A 15,983-nucleotide genomic window follows, 5' to 3' on the forward strand; every position below is an offset into this window, starting at 1 on the left:
GCGGGCGGGGGGGGTGGCCCGGGGGGGGGCGGGGGGGGGGGGGGGGGGGCGAACCCACCCGGCCGCGCCGGTGTTCAGGGCCGGGTCAGATCAGACCCTTGTCCTTCAGCCATGCCTTGGCGATGTCGGCCGACGACTTCTGGTCCACGGTGCTCTGCACGTTCATCGCGACGAGGTCCTCGGCACTCAGCTCGGCGCTGATCGCGTCGACGACCTTGCTGACCTCGTCGGCGATGTCGCTCGAGACGAGCGGCACGACGTTCGACGCGAGGATCATGTTCTCGGGATCCTTCAGCGCCACGATGTCCTCGGTCTGGAACGCGGGATCGGCGGAGTAGATGTCGGCCACCTGCACCGTGCCGGCCAGCAGCGCGTCGAGGGTGCCCTGGCCCGTGGCCGAGAACTTCAGGTCGATGCCGTACGCATCCTTCGCACCCGCGGGGCCGTACGGGCGCTGCTCGAACTCGGGTGCGGCGCCGATGGTCGCCGGTTCGCTGAGCTTCGACAGGTCGGCGATCGAGGTGAGCCCGTTCTCGTCGGCGAAAGACTTCAGCACGGTGTACGTGTCCTGGTCGCTCGCGTCGGCGTACTGCAGCGCGGTGAGCCCGTCGGGGAGCGCCTCCTTCAGGGCTGCGTACACGTCGTCGGGGCTGGTGGCGGTCGCCTTCTTGTCGAGGTACTCGAGCAGGTTGCCGGTGTACTCGGGGAACAGGTCGATGTTGCCCGACTCGACCTCGGGCATGTACGCGTCGCGCTGGCCGATGTTGAACTTGCGCTCGACGGTGAAGCCGGCGTCTTCCAGACCCTGCGCGTAGATCTCGGCGATGATCTCGTTCGAGTAGTACGCCTGCGAGCCGATGACGATCGTGTCGCCGCCGGTGTCGCCGCTGTCGGCGCTGGGCTTGTCGAGCGGATTCGCGTTCGATCCGCAGCCGGCCAGGGAGAGGGCGGCGACGAGGGCGATACCGGCGGTGAGCGCGGTGCGGGTTCTGCGATGGATGGACATGGCGGGCCTTTCGGTGTCGGTCAGGCAGGGGCGGATGCCACGCGGCGAGCGCGCGACGTCGAAGCGGGTGTTCCGGATGCCGCGGCGCGCAGCCCCGCGGGGACGGCGGCGCGCTGGGCGAGCGCCATCAGCAGGTCGACGATGAGGGCGAGAGCGGCGACGAGGATCGCGCCGCCGAGCACCTGGTCGAAGCGGCTGAGCGGGATGCCCTGGATGATGGGCCATCCGAGCCCGCCGAGGTTCACGTAGGCGGCGATCGTGACGGTGGCGATCACCTGCAGCAGCGCGGAGCGCAGACCGCCGACGAGCAGCGGCAGGCCGAGTCGCAGCTCGACCCGGGTGAAGATCTGCCACTCGGTCATGCCCATCGCGCGCGCCGCGTCGATGACCCGGCGGTCGATGGCCTCGAGTCCGGTGTAGGCGCCGGCCAGCAGCGAGGGGATCGCGAGGAGCACAAAGGTGATGACGGCCGCGAGCGGCGTCTGCAGGATGCCGAGCACGAGCACCAGCAGCACGAGCAGCCCGAATGAGGGGATGGCCCGCGCGGCGCCCGAGATGGCGACCGCGATCTCGCGCCCGCGCCCGGTGTGGCCGATCAGCCAGCCCGCCGGCAGCGCGATCGCCGCGGCGACGGCGACCGAGATGATCGTGTAGATCAGGTGCTGCGCGAGCAGGGTGGGCAGGGCGTACGTGCCCACCAGGCGGTCGGGCGAGAACAGCCAGGCGAACGCCTCGGCGAACAGGTTCATGCGCTGACCGCCTTCGCCTGCTCACTGGGCCCCTGCGTTTTGGGTCCCTGAGCCTGCCCTCTGGGCCCCTGCGCCTGCGATCCCTGCGCCTTGGGCCCCTGGGCCTTGGGTCCCTGAGCCTGCCCCCTGGGCCCCTGAGCCTGTCGAAGGGTCGCCGTCCGCGTCCACGGCATGAGCATCCGCCCCGCGAGGATCAGCAGCACGTCGACCACCAGGGCGATGATCACCACCGCCACGACGCCGGCGAGCACCTCCGCGATGAGCCGGCGCTGCTGCCCGTTCGTGAACAGGTAGCCCAGGTTGGTGACCCCGATCAGGATGCCGACCGTCGCGAGCGAGATGGTCGAGACCGCGGTCACCCTCAGGCCCGCCAGGATGACAGGCCCGGCGAGCGGCAGCTCGACCGTGAAGAAGCGCCGCGGTGCCGCGTAGCCCATGGCGGTCGATGCCTGCAGCACACCGGCATCCACCGAGTCGAGCCCGTCGGCGACGGCACGGACGAGGATCGCGACGGCATAGATGGTCAGCGCGGCGATCAGGTTCTCCTCGCTGATCACCGAGTACCCGAAGGCTGCGGGCATGAGGATCAGCAGCGCCAGCGAGGGGATCGTGTAGAGCAGACCGGTGAGCACGATGACGGGACCGCGCACCAGCCGATATCGCCAGGCGACCCAGCCGAGCGGCAGCGACAGCACGAAGCCCAGCGCGATCGGGATGAGACTCTGACGCAGGTGGTCCACCGTGAGCTCGACGATGAGCCCGAGGTTGTCCACCACCCAGTTCATGCGGTCGACTCCCCCGTGCCGACGAGGCGGCCCTGCGTGCGCCCCTCCGAGTCGACGACCACCTGGCCGTTCGGCGTCTGCTTCACGGTCAGCGCGCGGCGGCCCCGCTCGGCGCCGATGAACGCCTCGACGAAGGCATCCGCCGGGTTCTCGATGATCTCGCTGGGGCTGCCGACCTGCACGATCCGCGCTCCGCGATCGAGGATCACGACCTGGTCGCCGAGCAGGAAGGCCTCGTCGATGTCGTGCGTGACGAACACGACGGTCTTGTCGAGCTCGCTCTGCAGGCGGACGAGCTCCTGCTGCAGATCGGCGCGCACGATCGGGTCGACCGCGCCGAACGGCTCATCCATGAGCAGGATGTTCGGATCGGCGGCGAGCCCGCGCGCGACGCCCACGCGCTGCTGCTGACCACCCGAGAGCTGGCTCGGATAGCGCTCGGCGAGCGACTGGTCGAGACCGACGGTGGTGAGCATCTCGCGTGCCCGCACGTGCGCATCGCGACGTGAGACGCCCGTGAGGCGCAGCACCGTCGCCACGTTGTCGAGCACGGTGAAGTGCGGCATGAGACCGGAGTTCTGCATGACGTAGCCGATGCTGCGCCGCAGCGCGACCGGGTCACCGCCCAGCACGCTCTTGCCGTCGATCTCGACCTCGCCCGACGTGGGCTCGACCATGCGGTTGATCATGCGCAGCAGCGTCGTCTTGCCGCAGCCGGACGACCCGACGAACACGGTCGTCTTGCGTGAGGGGATGACCAGGCTGAAGTCATCGACGGCGCGCGTGCCATCGGGGAACGTCTTGGTGACCGACCGGAACTCGATCATCGGCTCACGGCTCCTGCGGGGACCGCTCTCATGCACGTACCTCCTGGCATCCCTTCGAGGGTAGGGGACATCACCGACATCGCGGCGAAATCTCTCCCTGCCCGCAATCCGGGTTCGGAGCCGTCGCCCCGGCGGATTGCCGGCCGGCCGCTCGCACCCCGCCCCGCGGTCATGCGGACTCCCTGCCGTACTCCTCGAGGAGCCGCAGCCAGACCTCGCTCATCGTCGGATAGGCCGCGACCGCGTGCCAGAGCCGGCTGATCGGCACCTCGCCGACCACCGCGATCGTCGCCGCCTGCAGCATCTCGGCGACGTCGGGCCCCACGAACGTCATCCCGAGGATCACCTCGCGCTCGACGTCGATCACCATGCGCGCCCGCCCGCGGTAGCCGTCGGCGTGCAGCCCCGCACCCGCCACCGAGCCCAGGTCGACGTCGACGGTCTCGGTCTCACGGCCGGCCTCGCGCGCGGCATCCGCGGTCATCCCCACCGAGGCGACCTCCGGCTCGCTGAACACGACCTGCGGCACCGCGGCGTGGTCGGCCGTCGCGACATGACGGCCCCACGTGTGGTCGGCGACCACCTCGCCGCGCGAGCGGGCGGCGATCACGTCGCCGGCGGCGCGCGCCTGATACTTGCCCTGATGCGTCAGCAGCGCCCGGCCGTTGACGTCGCCCACGGCGTACAGCCAGTCGCTGCCCGGCACGCGCATCGTGTCGTCGACCTCGATCGAGAGCCCCGGCCGCAGCCCCGCGGTCTCGAGCCCGATGTCGGCGCTGCGCGGCGTGCGGCCCGTCGCCACCAGTACCTCCGCCGCGGTCACCTCGTGACCGTCGTCGAGGGTCAGCGAGACGGTGTGCGCGTCGCGGCGCACGGCGGTGGTCTGCGTGTTCAGCCGCACGTCCACCCCCAGTGCGCGCAGCCCCTCGACGACCTGTTCGCCGGCGAACGGCTCCATCCGCTCGAGCAGGCCGTGCCGGGCGATGAGGGTGACCGACGCGCCGAGCCCGGCGTAGGCGGTCGCCATCTCGACCGCCACGACCCCGCCGCCGATCACAGCGAGCGAGTCGGGCACGTGCTCGGCGCCGGTCGCCTCGCGGCTGGTCCACGGACTCGCTTCGGCAAGGCCCGGGATGCCCGGGATCACCGCATCCGACCCGGTCGCGATCGCGACCGCATGCCGGGCGCGCAGCACCCGCTCGGCGCCGTCGTCTGCCGTCACGGTGACCTCGCGCTCCGCGGTGAGCCGGCCGTGCCCGCGCACCAGGTCGATGCCGGCGCCGTGCAGCCATTCCACCTGACCGTCGTCCGACCAGTGGGCCACGAAGTCGTCGCGCCGGGCCAGCACCTCGGCGGTCGTGATGCCGCCCCCGTCGACCCCGCGCACGTGCTGGGCCGCGCGCAGCGCCTGCAGAGGCCGCAGCAGCGCCTTCGACGGGGTGCACGCCCAGTACGAGCACTCGCCGCCGACGAGTTCGCTCTCGATGATGACGGCGGTGAGCCCGCCCTGCACGACTCGGTCGGCCACGTTCTCGCCGACGGGACCCGCGCCCAGCACGATGACGTCGTATTCGTCGCTCATCCGGCCAGTCTTGCGGACGGCGCGGCTTCGCCGTCGGGGGTTGACACGAATGCGGCCTTCCGTGACGTCGCATGCCCTTCTGCTCGACCCGGCCACGGTGCGACGATGGGACATGACGTCAGAATCCGAGGCCGGCGCTTCGGACCCCGAGCTCGCTCGTCGACTGCAGATCCTCTCGACCGAGCACTGGGGCCTGCTCGCTGCGCGCAGCACGGCGCAGAGCGAGGTGCTCAGCCGGATCTCCATCCACCTCACCCTCGTCTCGGCGGGCCTGGTCACGATCGGCCTGCTCGGGCAGGCATCCGGGTTCGCGTCGTGGTTCCCCGTGGCGGCGCTCAGCATCCTCGGATTCATCGCCGCGGTCGGTCTGCTCACGCTCATGCGGGTGCTCGTGGTCGCGGAGGAGGACCTGATGTACGTGCTGGCGATGAACCGCATCCGCGCCGGCTACCAGCGTCTCGACCCCACCGCGGCCGAGCTCTTCCTCGCCTCGGTGCACGATGATGAGCTCGGCATGACGGTGACCTACTCATTCCTGCGTCGTCGCGGATCGCTCGAGCAGGTGCTCGGCTCGTCGGCGATGCTCAGCACGCTCGTGAACGGCACCGTCACCGGCATGTTCTTCGGCGGGCTGAGCGCGTTCCTCGGCGCACCTCAGCCCGGCTCGGTGGCCATCGGGCTCTCATCCGGACTCGCCGTCGTCGCGGCCGCCCTCGCGTACGGCGGCTACCGGTTCGTGTCGGTGTGGCGGACGTACCGACCGCTCAACCCGAGCGACGGTCCGCCCGCGCAGTGGCGGATGCCGGGCTGAGCCCCGCTCAGCGGGCGGGAAGGATCACCGTCGGCGTCGGCGCCTCGGTGACGTGGCGCACATCGCGCGGGGCGCCGGTGCGCTCGTCGAGGTCGACCACGCTGACCGTTCCGGAGCGCTGCCCCGACACCAGCAGCGTGCTGTCGTAGACGAGGTGGTGGCGCGGCCAGTCGACGCCGGAGTCGGCGAGCGCGAGGGGTTCGAGGATGTCGCCGCCCCCGCGCACCCGCAACGCCGCGAGCGTGTTGCTGCCCCGCAGCGCCGTGTACAGGGTGTCGCCGTCGCGCGAGACGGCGAGCTCGGCGGGGAAGTCGAAGCCCACCCGGGCGATCGGCGATGCCGTGGTCGCGGCGACGAGGCCCCAGCGTCCGTCGCGGGCGGATGCCAGGGTGAACACCTCGCACGAGTACTCGGTGACCACGTGCAGGTGCCCGCTGGGGTGCACCACCATGTGCCGGGGGCCCGTGCCGCGCGGCAGCACGACCTCGTGGTCGAGCACCAGGCCCGCCCCCACCTGGGTCCGTGAGCCTGTCCCCACCTGGGTCCCTGAGCCTGTCCCCACCTGGGTCCCTGAGCCTGCCGAAGGGCGCCAGATGCGCACCAGGTCGAACCCGAGGTCGGTGGTCGCGATGCGCCCGTCGGCCAGGAACACCGCGGCGTGCGCGTGCGACGCCCGCGGCTCCTCCCCCGCCGGCGTCGGATACGGGTCCTGTGCGCGATACGAATCGGGGGCCGACACTCCAGATGTCGGACCGATCTCGGCATCCGGTCCGACATCTGGAGTGTCGGCCCCCGGAATGTACATCCCCGGACTGTGCAGCGCAGACACGGCACCACCCTCGCCGAACAGCGCGGCCCGGAGGGCTGCGGCCTTGTCGACGCCCGCAGGCACGAGGCCGCCGTCGTCGGCGATGCCGAAGCGCACGACCCGCCCGTCGCCGTAGCAGCTGGCGATCAGCATCCGTCCGCCGGGCGAGACCGCGAGATGGCAGACGCCGTCGCCGGCGCGCACCGGTTCGCCGAGCGGACGCAGCGCCGCCTCGCCGGCGCGCGCGAACGCCTGCACCGCGCCGTCGCCCTCGAGCGCCGCGTAGACGACGTCGAGCGTCGGATGCGCGGCCAGCCACGACGGGGATGCCACCGGCGCGGCCGTGTCACGATGCCGCAGCGTCGACGGCCCGCCACCGTCATCGACCGACAGGAGGCCGATGCCCTCGGCATCCCCGTCCATGTCGGCGCCGTATCCGCCCACCCAGAACCGGGTCATGCTGCCTCCGCCCCCTCGCCTTTCTCGCACGGATGTCGGCGGTCTGCACGGATGTCGGCTGAGACCTGGCGGATCGACCGACATCCGTTCAGCCAGCCGACAACTGTGCGCACGGTTCGCCCCGGAGCTCAGTCGATCAGGTCGTGGCGCACGATGACCTGGTCACGGGCGGGCCCCACGCCGATCACCGAGATGCGGGTGTTGCTCATCCGCTCGAGGGTGAGCACATAGTCCTTCGCAGTCTGCGGCAGGTCGTCGAAGGTGCGCGCGGTCGAGATGTCCTCGCTCCAGCCGGGGAAGTTCTCGTAGATCGGCTTCGCGTGGTGGAAGTCGGTCTGATTGACGGGCACCTCGTCGAAGCGCACTCCGTCGACGTCATAAGCCACGCAGACGGGGATCTGCTCGAGCCCGGTGAGCACGTCGAGCTTGGTGAGCACGATATCGGTGATGCCGTTCACGCGCGTCGCGTAACGGGTGATCGGGGCGTCGTACCAGCCGGTGCGGCGGTCGCGACCGGTGGTGGTGCCGTACTCGAACCCGGTCTTGCGCAGCCACTCGCCCATCTCGTCGTCCAGCTCGGTGGGGAACGGTCCCGAGCCGACCCGGGTCGTGTACGCCTTCACGATGCCGACGATGCGGTCGAGTCGGTTGGGTCCGACGCCGGATCCGGATGCCGCTCCCGCGGCCGTCGCAGTCGACGAGGTCACGAACGGGTAGGTGCCGTGGTCGACGTCGAGCATGGTGGCCTGTCCCGCCTCGAACACGACGACCTCGCCGCGGTTCAGGGCCTCGTCGACGAGATGACCGGTGTCGGCGACGAGCGGACGCAGCCGCTCGGTGTACGACAGCAGGTCGTCGACGATCTCATCGACCGTGATCGCGCGCCGGTTGAACATCTTCACGAGCAGGTGGTTCTTCTGATCGAGGGCTCCCTCGACCTTCTGCCGCAGGATGTTCTCGTCGAACAGGTCCTGTGCCCGGATGCCGACGCGGTTGATCTTGTCGGCGTATGCCGGCCCGATGCCCCGGCCGGTGGTGCCGATGCGGCGCTTGCCGAGGAAGCGTTCGGTGACCTTGTCGAGGGTGCGGTGGTAGGCGGTGATGATGTGCGCATTGGCGCTGACCTTCAGGCGCGAGATGTCGACGCCGCGGGCCTGGAGCGCATCGAGCTCCTGGAACAGCACGGCGAGGTCGACGACGACGCCGTTGCCGATCACCGCGTTGACGCCGGGGCTGAGGATGCCGGAGGGCAGCAGGTGCAGGGCGTACTTCTCGTCGCCGATGACGACGGTGTGCCCGGCGTTGTTGCCGCCGTTGAACTTGACCACCCAGTCGGTGCGCTCGCCGAGCAGGTCGGTGGCCTTGCCCTTGCCCTCATCGCCCCACTGGACGCCGACGATCACGATTCCTGGCATGCGTGTACCCCCTGGTGCTGCACGCTTTCGCCGGGTTTGCACCGGCAGATGAGCTGGCCCAGATCGGGCTGTCCCATCCTATCGGAGAGGTCTCAGCCGCTTCCCGGGCGGGCGTCATGCGGCGACGCTCCCTCTCTGTCGCCGGCACCTGCGACGATCGGAGGATGCCCGCGCCACCCGAACCCGCCACCGGTCGTCCGCCCGGTGCCACGCCGCCGTCGAGCGGAACGCTCGTGCTGCTCGCCGCACTCGTGACGGTGGCGCTCTGGGCATCCGCCTTCATCGGCATCCGCGGCGCCGGGCCGCACTACGCCCCGGGCGCTCTCGCGCTGCTGCGCATGGCCGTCGGCACCGTCGCGCTGACCCTGATCGCGCTGCGCGCCGGGATCCGGATGCCCGCCCGCCGCCGCCTGCCGCTCGTCGCCGTCTGGGGCGTCGCGTGGTTCTGCGTCTACAACCTGGCGCTGAACGCAGCCGAGCTCACCCTCGACGCGGGCACCGCGGCGATGGTCGTGAACCTCGCACCGCTCATGGTCGTGGTGTTCAGCGGACTCTTCCTGCGGGAGGGCTTCCCCGCGCCGCTGCTGATCGGCGCGCCGATCGCCTTCTTCGGCGTCGTGCTGATCGGGATGACCTCGCAGACCGACGGTGGCGGCGCCGACGTCACCGGGCTGCTGCTGGCGCTGCTCGCTGCGGTGATGTACGCCGGGTGCACCCTGCTGCAGAAGCATCTGCTCAGCGGGGGCGTCGACTCGACCACGCTCACCTGGCTCGGCGCGACGGCGGGAACGATCGCGCTGCTGCCCTGGACCGGCGATCTCGTCGGCGCACTGCAGACCGCCCCGCTCGATGCGACGCTGTGGGTGATCTACCTCGGCGTCTTCCCCACTGCCATCGCGTTCACGACCTGGGCGTACGTGCTGCAGCGCAGCACGGCCGGTCAGACGTCGGCGACCACCTACGTCGTGCCGGCGATCGCGATCCTGCTGTCGTGGATCATCCTGGGTGAGGTGCCGACGCCGCTCATGCTGCTGGGCGGTGCGCTGTGCCTGATCGGAGTGCTGGTGACCCGCAGCAGGTGGCGTCGACGGGGCGGTTACCCTGTACCGGGGGTTCTCGGTCGTCGACGAGCGCCCGACGCGCACGAGGAGTGAGAGATGTCTGAGTTCCCGATTGCCGGATCGCCCTCGCAGGCTCCCCCCTCGAGCACCGACGATCTGGCGCGCGCGCAGCGCATCCTGCAGGTCATCTCGAACTCCTACGCGACGAAGATGGTCGGGCAGGACAGCCTGCGCGTCAGCCTGCTCGTCGCGCTCATCGCCGGCGGGCACATCCTGCTCGAGTCGGTTCCGGGACTTGCGAAGACGACCGCGGCGAGCACCCTCGCCGATACCGTGAAGGCCAGCTTCAAGCGCATCCAGTGCACCCCCGACCTGCTGCCCAGCGACATCACAGGCAGCCAGATCTACGACGCGGCGACCGGCAGCTTCCGCACCATCCTGGGTCCTGTGCACGCGCACTTCGTGCTGCTCGACGAGATCAACCGCTCGAGCGCGAAGACCCAGTCGGCGATGCTCGAGGCGATGCAGGAGCGGCAGACCACGATCGGCGGCGAGGTGCATCCGCTGCCGCGCCCGTTCCTCGTCATCGCCACGCAGAACCCGATCGAGCAGGAGGGCACCTACGAGCTGCCCGAGGCGCAGATGGACCGCTTCCTGCTCAAGGCGATCGTCGAGTACCCGAGCCCCGCCGAGGAGTTCGAGATCCTCAACCGCATCGACTCGGGTGCGCTCGACCCCGACCGTCACGTCGCGGGCGCGATCAGCCTCGACGACGTGCACGACCTGCAGGACATCGCCTCGCGGGTGTACATCGACCCCGCCATACGCAACTACATCGTGCAGATCGCCTACGTCACCCGCAACCCCGCGCCGTACATCGGCGAAGAGCGCGCCCGGTTCATCAAGTACGGCGCGAGCCCGCGCGCGAGCATCGCCTTCCTGCAGGCGTCGCGCGCCCTGGCGCTGCTGAACGGCCGCACCCACGTGCTGCCGGAGGACGTGCGCAACCTGCGCCACCTCGTGCTGCGGCATCGGGTGCTGCTGACCTTCGAGGCGGATGCCGAGGGCGTGCGCAGCGAAGACATCATCGACCAGATCTTCGCGTCGGTGCCGACGCCGTAGCCCGTCGACGAGCTCAGGGACCCCGTTGTGGCAAGTCTGATCACCCAGGTGAGAGCGAAGCTCTTCATCCGCTCGTCGCAGAAGTCGATGCACGCGCTGGACGGCGCGTACGCCTCGCTGCTGCGCGGGCGCAGCCTGGACTTCGAGGATCTGCGCCCCTACGAGTTCGGCGATCAGGTGCGCGACATCGACTGGCGGGCCACCGCCCGGCACGGCGAACCGCTCATCAAGCGCACGAAGGCCACCCGCAAGCACACGGTGCTGTTCCTGGTCGACACCGGTCGCGGCATGCGCGCCCTCGCCGAGGACGAGGGCGGCAAGCGCGATCTCGCCGTGCTGCTCACCGGCGCGCTGGGCTTTCTCACCGTGCGCCACGGCGACGATTTCTCGGTCATCTACGGCGACAGCGCGCGGGTGCGCCGGCTGGCGACGGGCAGCAGCGAGGGTGCGCTCGAGCACGCGCTGCGCTCGATCAGCGCGGCCATCGACGCGAGCACCGCGGCGTCGGATCGGGATGCCCTGCTGCGCTACACCGCGCGCAACATCGCGCGGCGCATGATCGTCGTGCTCGTGACCGACGAGACGCCGATCACGCCGGACACCGAGGGCCTGCTGCGCCGGCTCACGGTGCAGCACGATCTGCTGTGGCTGACGGTGCGCGACGCCGATCCGGTCATCCGGCCGGACGGCCGGGGCACGCACCGTCGTGATGTCGACAGCGGCTGGGCCATCCCCGACTTCGTGCACGGCGACGCCGAGGTGATGGCCGAGCTCGCCGCCGACGAGGCGGTGCACACCGGTGTGCGCGATGCGACGCTGCGACGGCTGGAGATCACGCACGCAGAGTTCGGCGCGCAGAGCACCGCGGTGCCGACGCTGCTCGCAATGCTCAACAGGAGGTCGCATGCCCGCTCCTGACGAGCTGTACCCGCCCACGCAGTACGGCTGGGGCTGGATCGTCCTGGCGATCGGCATCCTGCTGCTGCTCGCCGGCGCCGCGTGGCTGCTGATCGCCCTGACCCGACCGAAGCAGAGCATCACGCTGCCGGGAGAGTCCGCACTCGCACCGCCGACAGCGGCGGTCCTCGATCAGCTGCGCGGGGAGTACCTGGCCGACGTCCAGCGCATCGAAGACGCATACCGTTCTGGGAATATGCCTCCCCGGCAGGCGAATCTCGAGCTGAGTCGCAGTGTGCGCGCCTTCGTCAACGAGTACTCCGGCCTCGAGGCCCCGGTGCTCTCCCTCGACGACCTCGTGGCCCGCGGCGTCGATCCCGCCCTCATCGATGCGATCCGCCGGCACTACTACCCGAGCATCTTCCAGCGCGGGCCGGCGATCGATCCCGTCTACGGTGCCGAAGCGGCACGTGCCGTCGTCACGAGCTGGCACTGAGGTGACGACGTGACCCTGAACATCTGGTGGATGCCGCTCGTCGCCGTCGGCGTGCTGATCGCCGCCGTCGTGATCGGCGCGGTCATCGGCATCCGGCCGGGCCGACGAGGCGACGCCGGCCCCGCGGCGCTCGTCTCGCGGGCCGAGCGGCTGCGCGCGCTGCCCTCGTTCCGCGCCGCGGTGCGCCGGCGCATGGCGCTGCTGTCGGGCATCGTCGCGCTCGGCGCGATCGCCGTGCTTCTCGGCGGGGTCGTCGCCGCTCGGCCGATGGCGCCGAAGACCGTGCAGCCCGTGAACGCCAGCCGCGACATCATGCTCTGCCTCGACGTGTCGGGCTCGATGTCGGACGTCGACGTCGAGGTGCTCACCGTCTTCGAGAAGCTGCTCGAGGGGTTCGAGGGCGAGCGGATCGGGCTGACGATCTTCAACAGCTCGCCCGTGCAGGTGTTCCCCCTCACCGACGACTACGCGTTCGTGAAAGAGCAGCTGCGCAGCGTGCGCAGCAGCTTCGACTACGCCGACGAGACCCCCGAGCACTGGGTCGGCACGCTCAACGGCCCCGGCGCCTCGCTGATCGGCGACGGCCTCGCCGCCTGCACCATGCGCTTCGATCACCAGGACGACGAGCGCAGCCGCTCGGTGATCCTCGCGACCGACAACGAGCTCGCAGGTGCGTCGATCCTCACGGTCGAAGAGGCGGCGCAGTACGCGAAGTCGCAGCAGGTGCGCGTGTTCGCACTCAACCCGGTGCAGGGCAAGGACGCCGAGGTCAGCGCGCAGCTGGCCGACGCGGCGAAGCTCACCGGCGGGCAGTCGTACGCGCTGCGCGCGACGACGACCGTGGGCGACATCATCGCCGAGATCCAGAAGCAGGAGGCGACGACGCTGAAAGGTCAGGCGCAGGTGATCCTGGTCGACAGCCCGAACCTGTGGATCGCGCTGATGCTCGTGGCCGTGCTCGGTTTCGTCGTGCTCGTGACCCTGGTGCGGGATGCCGGCAGGGGGCGGTCATGATCCTCCAGCCCGTCCTGCATCCGATCCTGCTCGCGCTGCTGTGCGCCGTGCCGGCCTTCCTCGTCGTCCGCGTCATCGTGAGAGGACCGCAGCGCGGTCTGTGGGCCCTGCGCCTGGGCATGATCGCGGTCGTGTTCGTCATGCTGCTGCGTCCCGGCATCCCGGGCGGCACATCGCAGACCCTCGCGACCGACACCGATGTCGTGATCGTCGTCGACACGACGGCGAGCATCGTCGCCGAGGACTGGGCGGGTGACCGGCCGCGCATCGATGGCGTGCGCGCCGACGTGCAGGCGATCGTCGACGAGTATCCCGGCGCGCGGTTCGCGCTGATCAGCTTCGACGCGGCGGCGCAGCTGCGCCTGCCGCTCACGACCGACGCCACAGCGCTCATCTCGTCGCTCGACGTGATGCGCCCCGAGGTGACCGACCAGTCACGCGGGTCGTCGATCGGCATCGCGAACCGGATGCTGGCCGACACGCTCTCTGCGGCGGCGAAGGCGTCGCCCGAGCGCGGCCGCATGGTGTTCTACCTCGGCGACGGCGAGCAGACCGCGTCGAGCGAGCCCGAGTCGTTCGCCTCGAGCGCGAAGTACGTCGACGGCGGCGCGGTGCTCGGGTACGGCACGACCGAGGGCGGGCCGATGCGCAAGACGACCGGCCAGGGAACCGAGGGCGGCGACTACATCGAGTACCAGGGCGGCCCGGCGCTGTCGGTGATCGACGAGGACAACCTGCGACAGGTGTCGGAGCAGCTCGGCGTCGAGTACCAGGCCCGGGCGGCGGATGCCGTGATCGACCTGCCAGAGGCGCCGACGAGCACCACCGACTACGCCGCCTCGGGCGAGGTCGGCAACGTCATCGAGCTGTACTGGGTCCTCGCGGTGATCCTGATGATCATGGTGGGCGTCGAGCTCGCCCGTGCGACGATGCAGGTCACGCGGCTCCGCGGACTGCTCCGCCCTTCGACAAGCTCAGGGGCCCAGAAGGCAAGCTCAGGGGCCCAAAAGGGCTGGGTCCCTGAGCCTGTCGAAGGGCCCAGCCCACCCCGCGACGGAGGTGACCGATGACCACTCCCCAGCCATCCCAGCCGGACGCGGCGGCGACGCTGCTGGCCGTGAACCGCCGGCGCCGCAGCATCCGCCGCTGGGTCGTGATCGCGACCCTGCCTCTCACGCTCGCCGCCCTGCTGTTCGTGGCGAAGCTGCTGAGCATGTACGCGTTCGCGCATACGTCGATCAGCTCGTTCGTCTCGGGCGCGTACGCCGAGTCGGAGTCGGCCGCCCGCGGCCAGGATGTCGTCAACTGGTTCGAGCCGTTCGCGGCGCCGTACAACATCGGCACAGCGCTCGGGGGCGCCGACGCCCTCGCCGCCTCACGGTCCGAGCTCGAGCGCGCGGTTCCGCTCGCCCAGGGCCTGCAGGTGTGCCCGGTGCTGATCAACCTGTCGCTGGTGATCGAACGGCAGGGCGACGCCGCGCAGGCCGACGGCGACGCCGCGAAGGCCGCCGAGTTCTACGGTGAGGCGCTCGAGGTCACCGTCGGGACGCCAGAGGAGTGCCGCAGCGAGGCCGCCCAGCAGCAGTCGCCGCAGCCGAACCGCGACATGAGCGACACACTCGACGAGAACCAGCAGCGTCAGCAGGAGAAGCAGAATCAGAGCCAGCAGCCCCCGCCCGGGCAGCCGCAGCAGCCCGACCAGGGCGAGAACCAGCCGCCGACGCCGCAGGACAAGCTCGACGACATCGAAGACCGCCTGAACCAGGGCGCGCAGGAACGCGAGGATCAGCTCGGCGGCGGGAAGGGCGACGAGGGCTCCGGCGGGGGAACGGACAGGCCGTGGTAGATCGTCAGCGCAGCAGATACGTCGGCGGGTCGGAGGGGGCGCCTCCCCTTCCCCCGGCCGGTGGCTACGCGGGTGCGGCTCGCGCTCGGGGCGGTCTGGATGCCGCAGCCGGGCTGCCCCCGGCATCCGGTGTCACGTACACCGACCCGGCCGCCGTCCGGAAGCAGGGCGTCAACGGGAGCGGGCTCGCCGCCATCTCGGCTACGGGCCTCTTCGCCGTGATCCTGCTGCTGCTCATGCTCGCCGGTGGCACCGACACCCTGTACGGCGTGACGCTGCTCGTGCTGCAGCTCGCCGTCGTGGGCGTGATCGTCGCGGCGCTGCTCACCCGCCGCGGCCGGATGCTCGGAGCGATCGCGCTGGCCGTCTCGCTCGTCTTCAACGTCGCGACGGTCGGCGCCGCGGGCGCCCTGTACTCGTCGACGACGCAGGCGTACGACGGCACGAAGTCCGAGCAGCAGCGGCACGAGCAGGCGTATCCGGGCGTGAAGGACTTCTCACCCGACGAGGCGCTGAACGGCCCCTCCTTGGAGGGCGTGCAGGCCGACGGCGACGCGCTGATGGCCGCCATTCGCGAGCGGGTGAGCGACCGCTACGGATTCACCTGGGTGCAGAGCGGCACGGTCGACGTCAGTCCCGAGCGCAACGGGTACGGCGGCGAGTCGATGCTGCGCCAGTACACGTCGACGGTGTGGACGACCCGGCAGCCCGTGCAGGACGACGCGCGCAAGCGGCAGGTCATGCAGGCGATCAGCGAGGTGCTGCTCGAGCGCGGCCTGAGCGATCTGTATCCGTTGAACGAGATCGATGCGGGCATCTCCGACGACATGGTCGCGAAGCTGTACGGTTCGACCGACCCCTCCCGGCAGCACACCTGGGAGTACTACGGCGACAGCTACCCCGGGCCGATGCGCTTCTACGCGTACGCGTACGACCTCTCCAACGACCCGACCGGCGAGTTCCGCACCCAGCGCGAGGCGATCGCGACGCAGACCGGCGAGCCGCTCGAGGGCATCCAGCTCGTCGTCTTCGCGCGCCGGGTGCTGCCCGAGGCCGACCGGGCCGAGTTCGAGCAGCGACTGCAGGACTACCCGGGCTTCTGACG

The 15,983-nt window shown here is 70.5% G+C and carries 15 protein-coding genes and 1 pseudogene; 9 read left to right on the forward strand and 7 right to left on the reverse strand.

Annotated elements, in window-relative coordinates; all coding sequences use genetic code 11:
• Nucleotides 1–85: 85 nt before the first annotated feature.
• The 5 genes and pseudogenes from ACWIDW_RS04340 to ACWIDW_RS04360 form a co-directional block, all read right to left on the reverse strand.
• Nucleotides 86–1,006, reverse strand: coding sequence for an ABC transporter substrate-binding protein (locus ACWIDW_RS04340; protein ID WP_454123267.1), 921 nt, complete (start codon nt 1,004–1,006; stop codon nt 86–88).
• A 20-nt stretch (nt 1,007–1,026) separates the two neighbouring features.
• Nucleotides 1,027–1,755 (reverse strand): ABC transporter permease, encoded by a 729-nt coding sequence (locus tag ACWIDW_RS04345; protein WP_454123269.1) that lies wholly within the window; start codon nt 1,753–1,755, stop codon nt 1,027–1,029.
• A gap of 143 nt (nt 1,756–1,898) precedes the next feature.
• Nucleotides 1,899–2,540, reverse strand: a pseudogene (locus tag ACWIDW_RS04350) (ABC transporter permease); the annotation flags it as partial.
• Nucleotides 2,537–3,367, reverse strand: a complete 831-nt coding sequence (locus ACWIDW_RS04355; RefSeq protein ID WP_454123271.1) for an ABC transporter ATP-binding protein — start codon at nt 3,365–3,367, stop codon at nt 2,537–2,539. The pseudogene ACWIDW_RS04350 and the gene ACWIDW_RS04355, both read right to left, overlap by 4 nt.
• 169 nt (nt 3,368–3,536) lie before the next feature.
• Nucleotides 3,537–4,949: a dihydrolipoyl dehydrogenase family protein gene (locus ACWIDW_RS04360; RefSeq protein WP_454123273.1), complete on the reverse strand. Its 1,413-nt coding sequence runs from the start codon at nt 4,947–4,949 to the stop codon at nt 3,537–3,539.
• Nucleotides 4,950–5,061: 112 nt separating this feature from the next.
• On the opposite strand from ACWIDW_RS04360, the gene ACWIDW_RS04365 reads away from it, so the two are divergent.
• Entirely contained in the window at nt 5,062–5,760 is a 699-nt protein-coding gene (locus tag ACWIDW_RS04365) for a hypothetical protein (protein ID WP_454123275.1), read from the forward strand.
• 7 nt (nt 5,761–5,767) lie between these two features.
• Here ACWIDW_RS04365 and ACWIDW_RS04370 read toward each other — a convergent pair whose 3' ends face one another.
• On the reverse strand, nt 5,768–7,027 hold the full coding sequence (locus tag ACWIDW_RS04370; protein ID WP_454123277.1) for a lactonase family protein: 1,260 nt from the start codon (nt 7,025–7,027) through the stop codon (nt 5,768–5,770).
• A 128-nt stretch (nt 7,028–7,155) separates the two neighbouring features.
• On the reverse strand, nt 7,156–8,442 hold the full coding sequence (locus ACWIDW_RS04375; protein WP_454123278.1) for an adenylosuccinate synthase: 1,287 nt from the start codon (nt 8,440–8,442) through the stop codon (nt 7,156–7,158).
• Nucleotides 8,443–8,606: 164 nt separating this feature from the next.
• Between ACWIDW_RS04375 and ACWIDW_RS04380 the strand changes: the two genes are divergently transcribed.
• Genes ACWIDW_RS04380 through ACWIDW_RS04415 form a run of 8 tightly spaced genes read left to right on the forward strand, consistent with a single transcriptional unit; the run spans nt 8,607 to nt 15,981 of the window.
• On the forward strand, nt 8,607–9,596 hold the full coding sequence (locus ACWIDW_RS04380) for a DMT family transporter (RefSeq protein WP_454123279.1): 990 nt from the start codon (nt 8,607–8,609) through the stop codon (nt 9,594–9,596).
• Between the two features lie 3 nt (nt 9,597–9,599).
• On the forward strand, nt 9,600–10,625 hold the full coding sequence (locus tag ACWIDW_RS04385) for an AAA family ATPase (RefSeq protein ID WP_454123280.1): 1,026 nt from the start codon (nt 9,600–9,602) through the stop codon (nt 10,623–10,625).
• A gap of 27 nt (nt 10,626–10,652) precedes the next feature.
• Nucleotides 10,653–11,543: a DUF58 domain-containing protein gene (locus tag ACWIDW_RS04390; RefSeq protein WP_454123282.1), complete on the forward strand. Its 891-nt coding sequence runs from the start codon at nt 10,653–10,655 to the stop codon at nt 11,541–11,543.
• Complete coding sequence (locus tag ACWIDW_RS04395) at nt 11,530–12,018, forward strand: hypothetical protein (RefSeq protein ID WP_454123284.1); 489 nt, start codon at nt 11,530–11,532, stop codon at nt 12,016–12,018. Before ACWIDW_RS04390 ends, ACWIDW_RS04395 begins: the two co-directional genes overlap by 14 nt.
• A 9-nt stretch (nt 12,019–12,027) precedes the next feature.
• A complete protein-coding gene (locus ACWIDW_RS04400; protein WP_454123286.1) occupies nt 12,028–13,032 on the forward strand; it encodes a VWA domain-containing protein in 1,005 nt (334 codons plus the stop codon).
• Complete coding sequence (locus ACWIDW_RS04405; protein ID WP_454123288.1) at nt 13,029–14,102, forward strand: VWA domain-containing protein; 1,074 nt, start codon at nt 13,029–13,031, stop codon at nt 14,100–14,102. The genes ACWIDW_RS04400 and ACWIDW_RS04405 overlap by 4 nt, the downstream gene beginning before the upstream one ends.
• Nucleotides 14,099–14,878 carry a hypothetical protein gene (locus tag ACWIDW_RS04410; protein WP_454123289.1) on the forward strand — a complete coding sequence of 260 codons (780 nt, stop codon included), beginning with the start codon at nt 14,099–14,101 and terminating at the stop codon, nt 14,876–14,878. Before ACWIDW_RS04405 ends, ACWIDW_RS04410 begins: the two co-directional genes overlap by 4 nt.
• Nucleotides 14,872–15,981, forward strand: a complete 1,110-nt coding sequence (locus tag ACWIDW_RS04415) for a hypothetical protein (RefSeq protein WP_454123291.1) — start codon at nt 14,872–14,874, stop codon at nt 15,979–15,981. The genes ACWIDW_RS04410 and ACWIDW_RS04415 overlap by 7 nt, the downstream gene beginning before the upstream one ends.
• Nucleotides 15,982–15,983 lie beyond the last annotated feature (2 nt).

Source organism: Microbacterium sp. NPDC055312 (assembly GCF_053645675.1).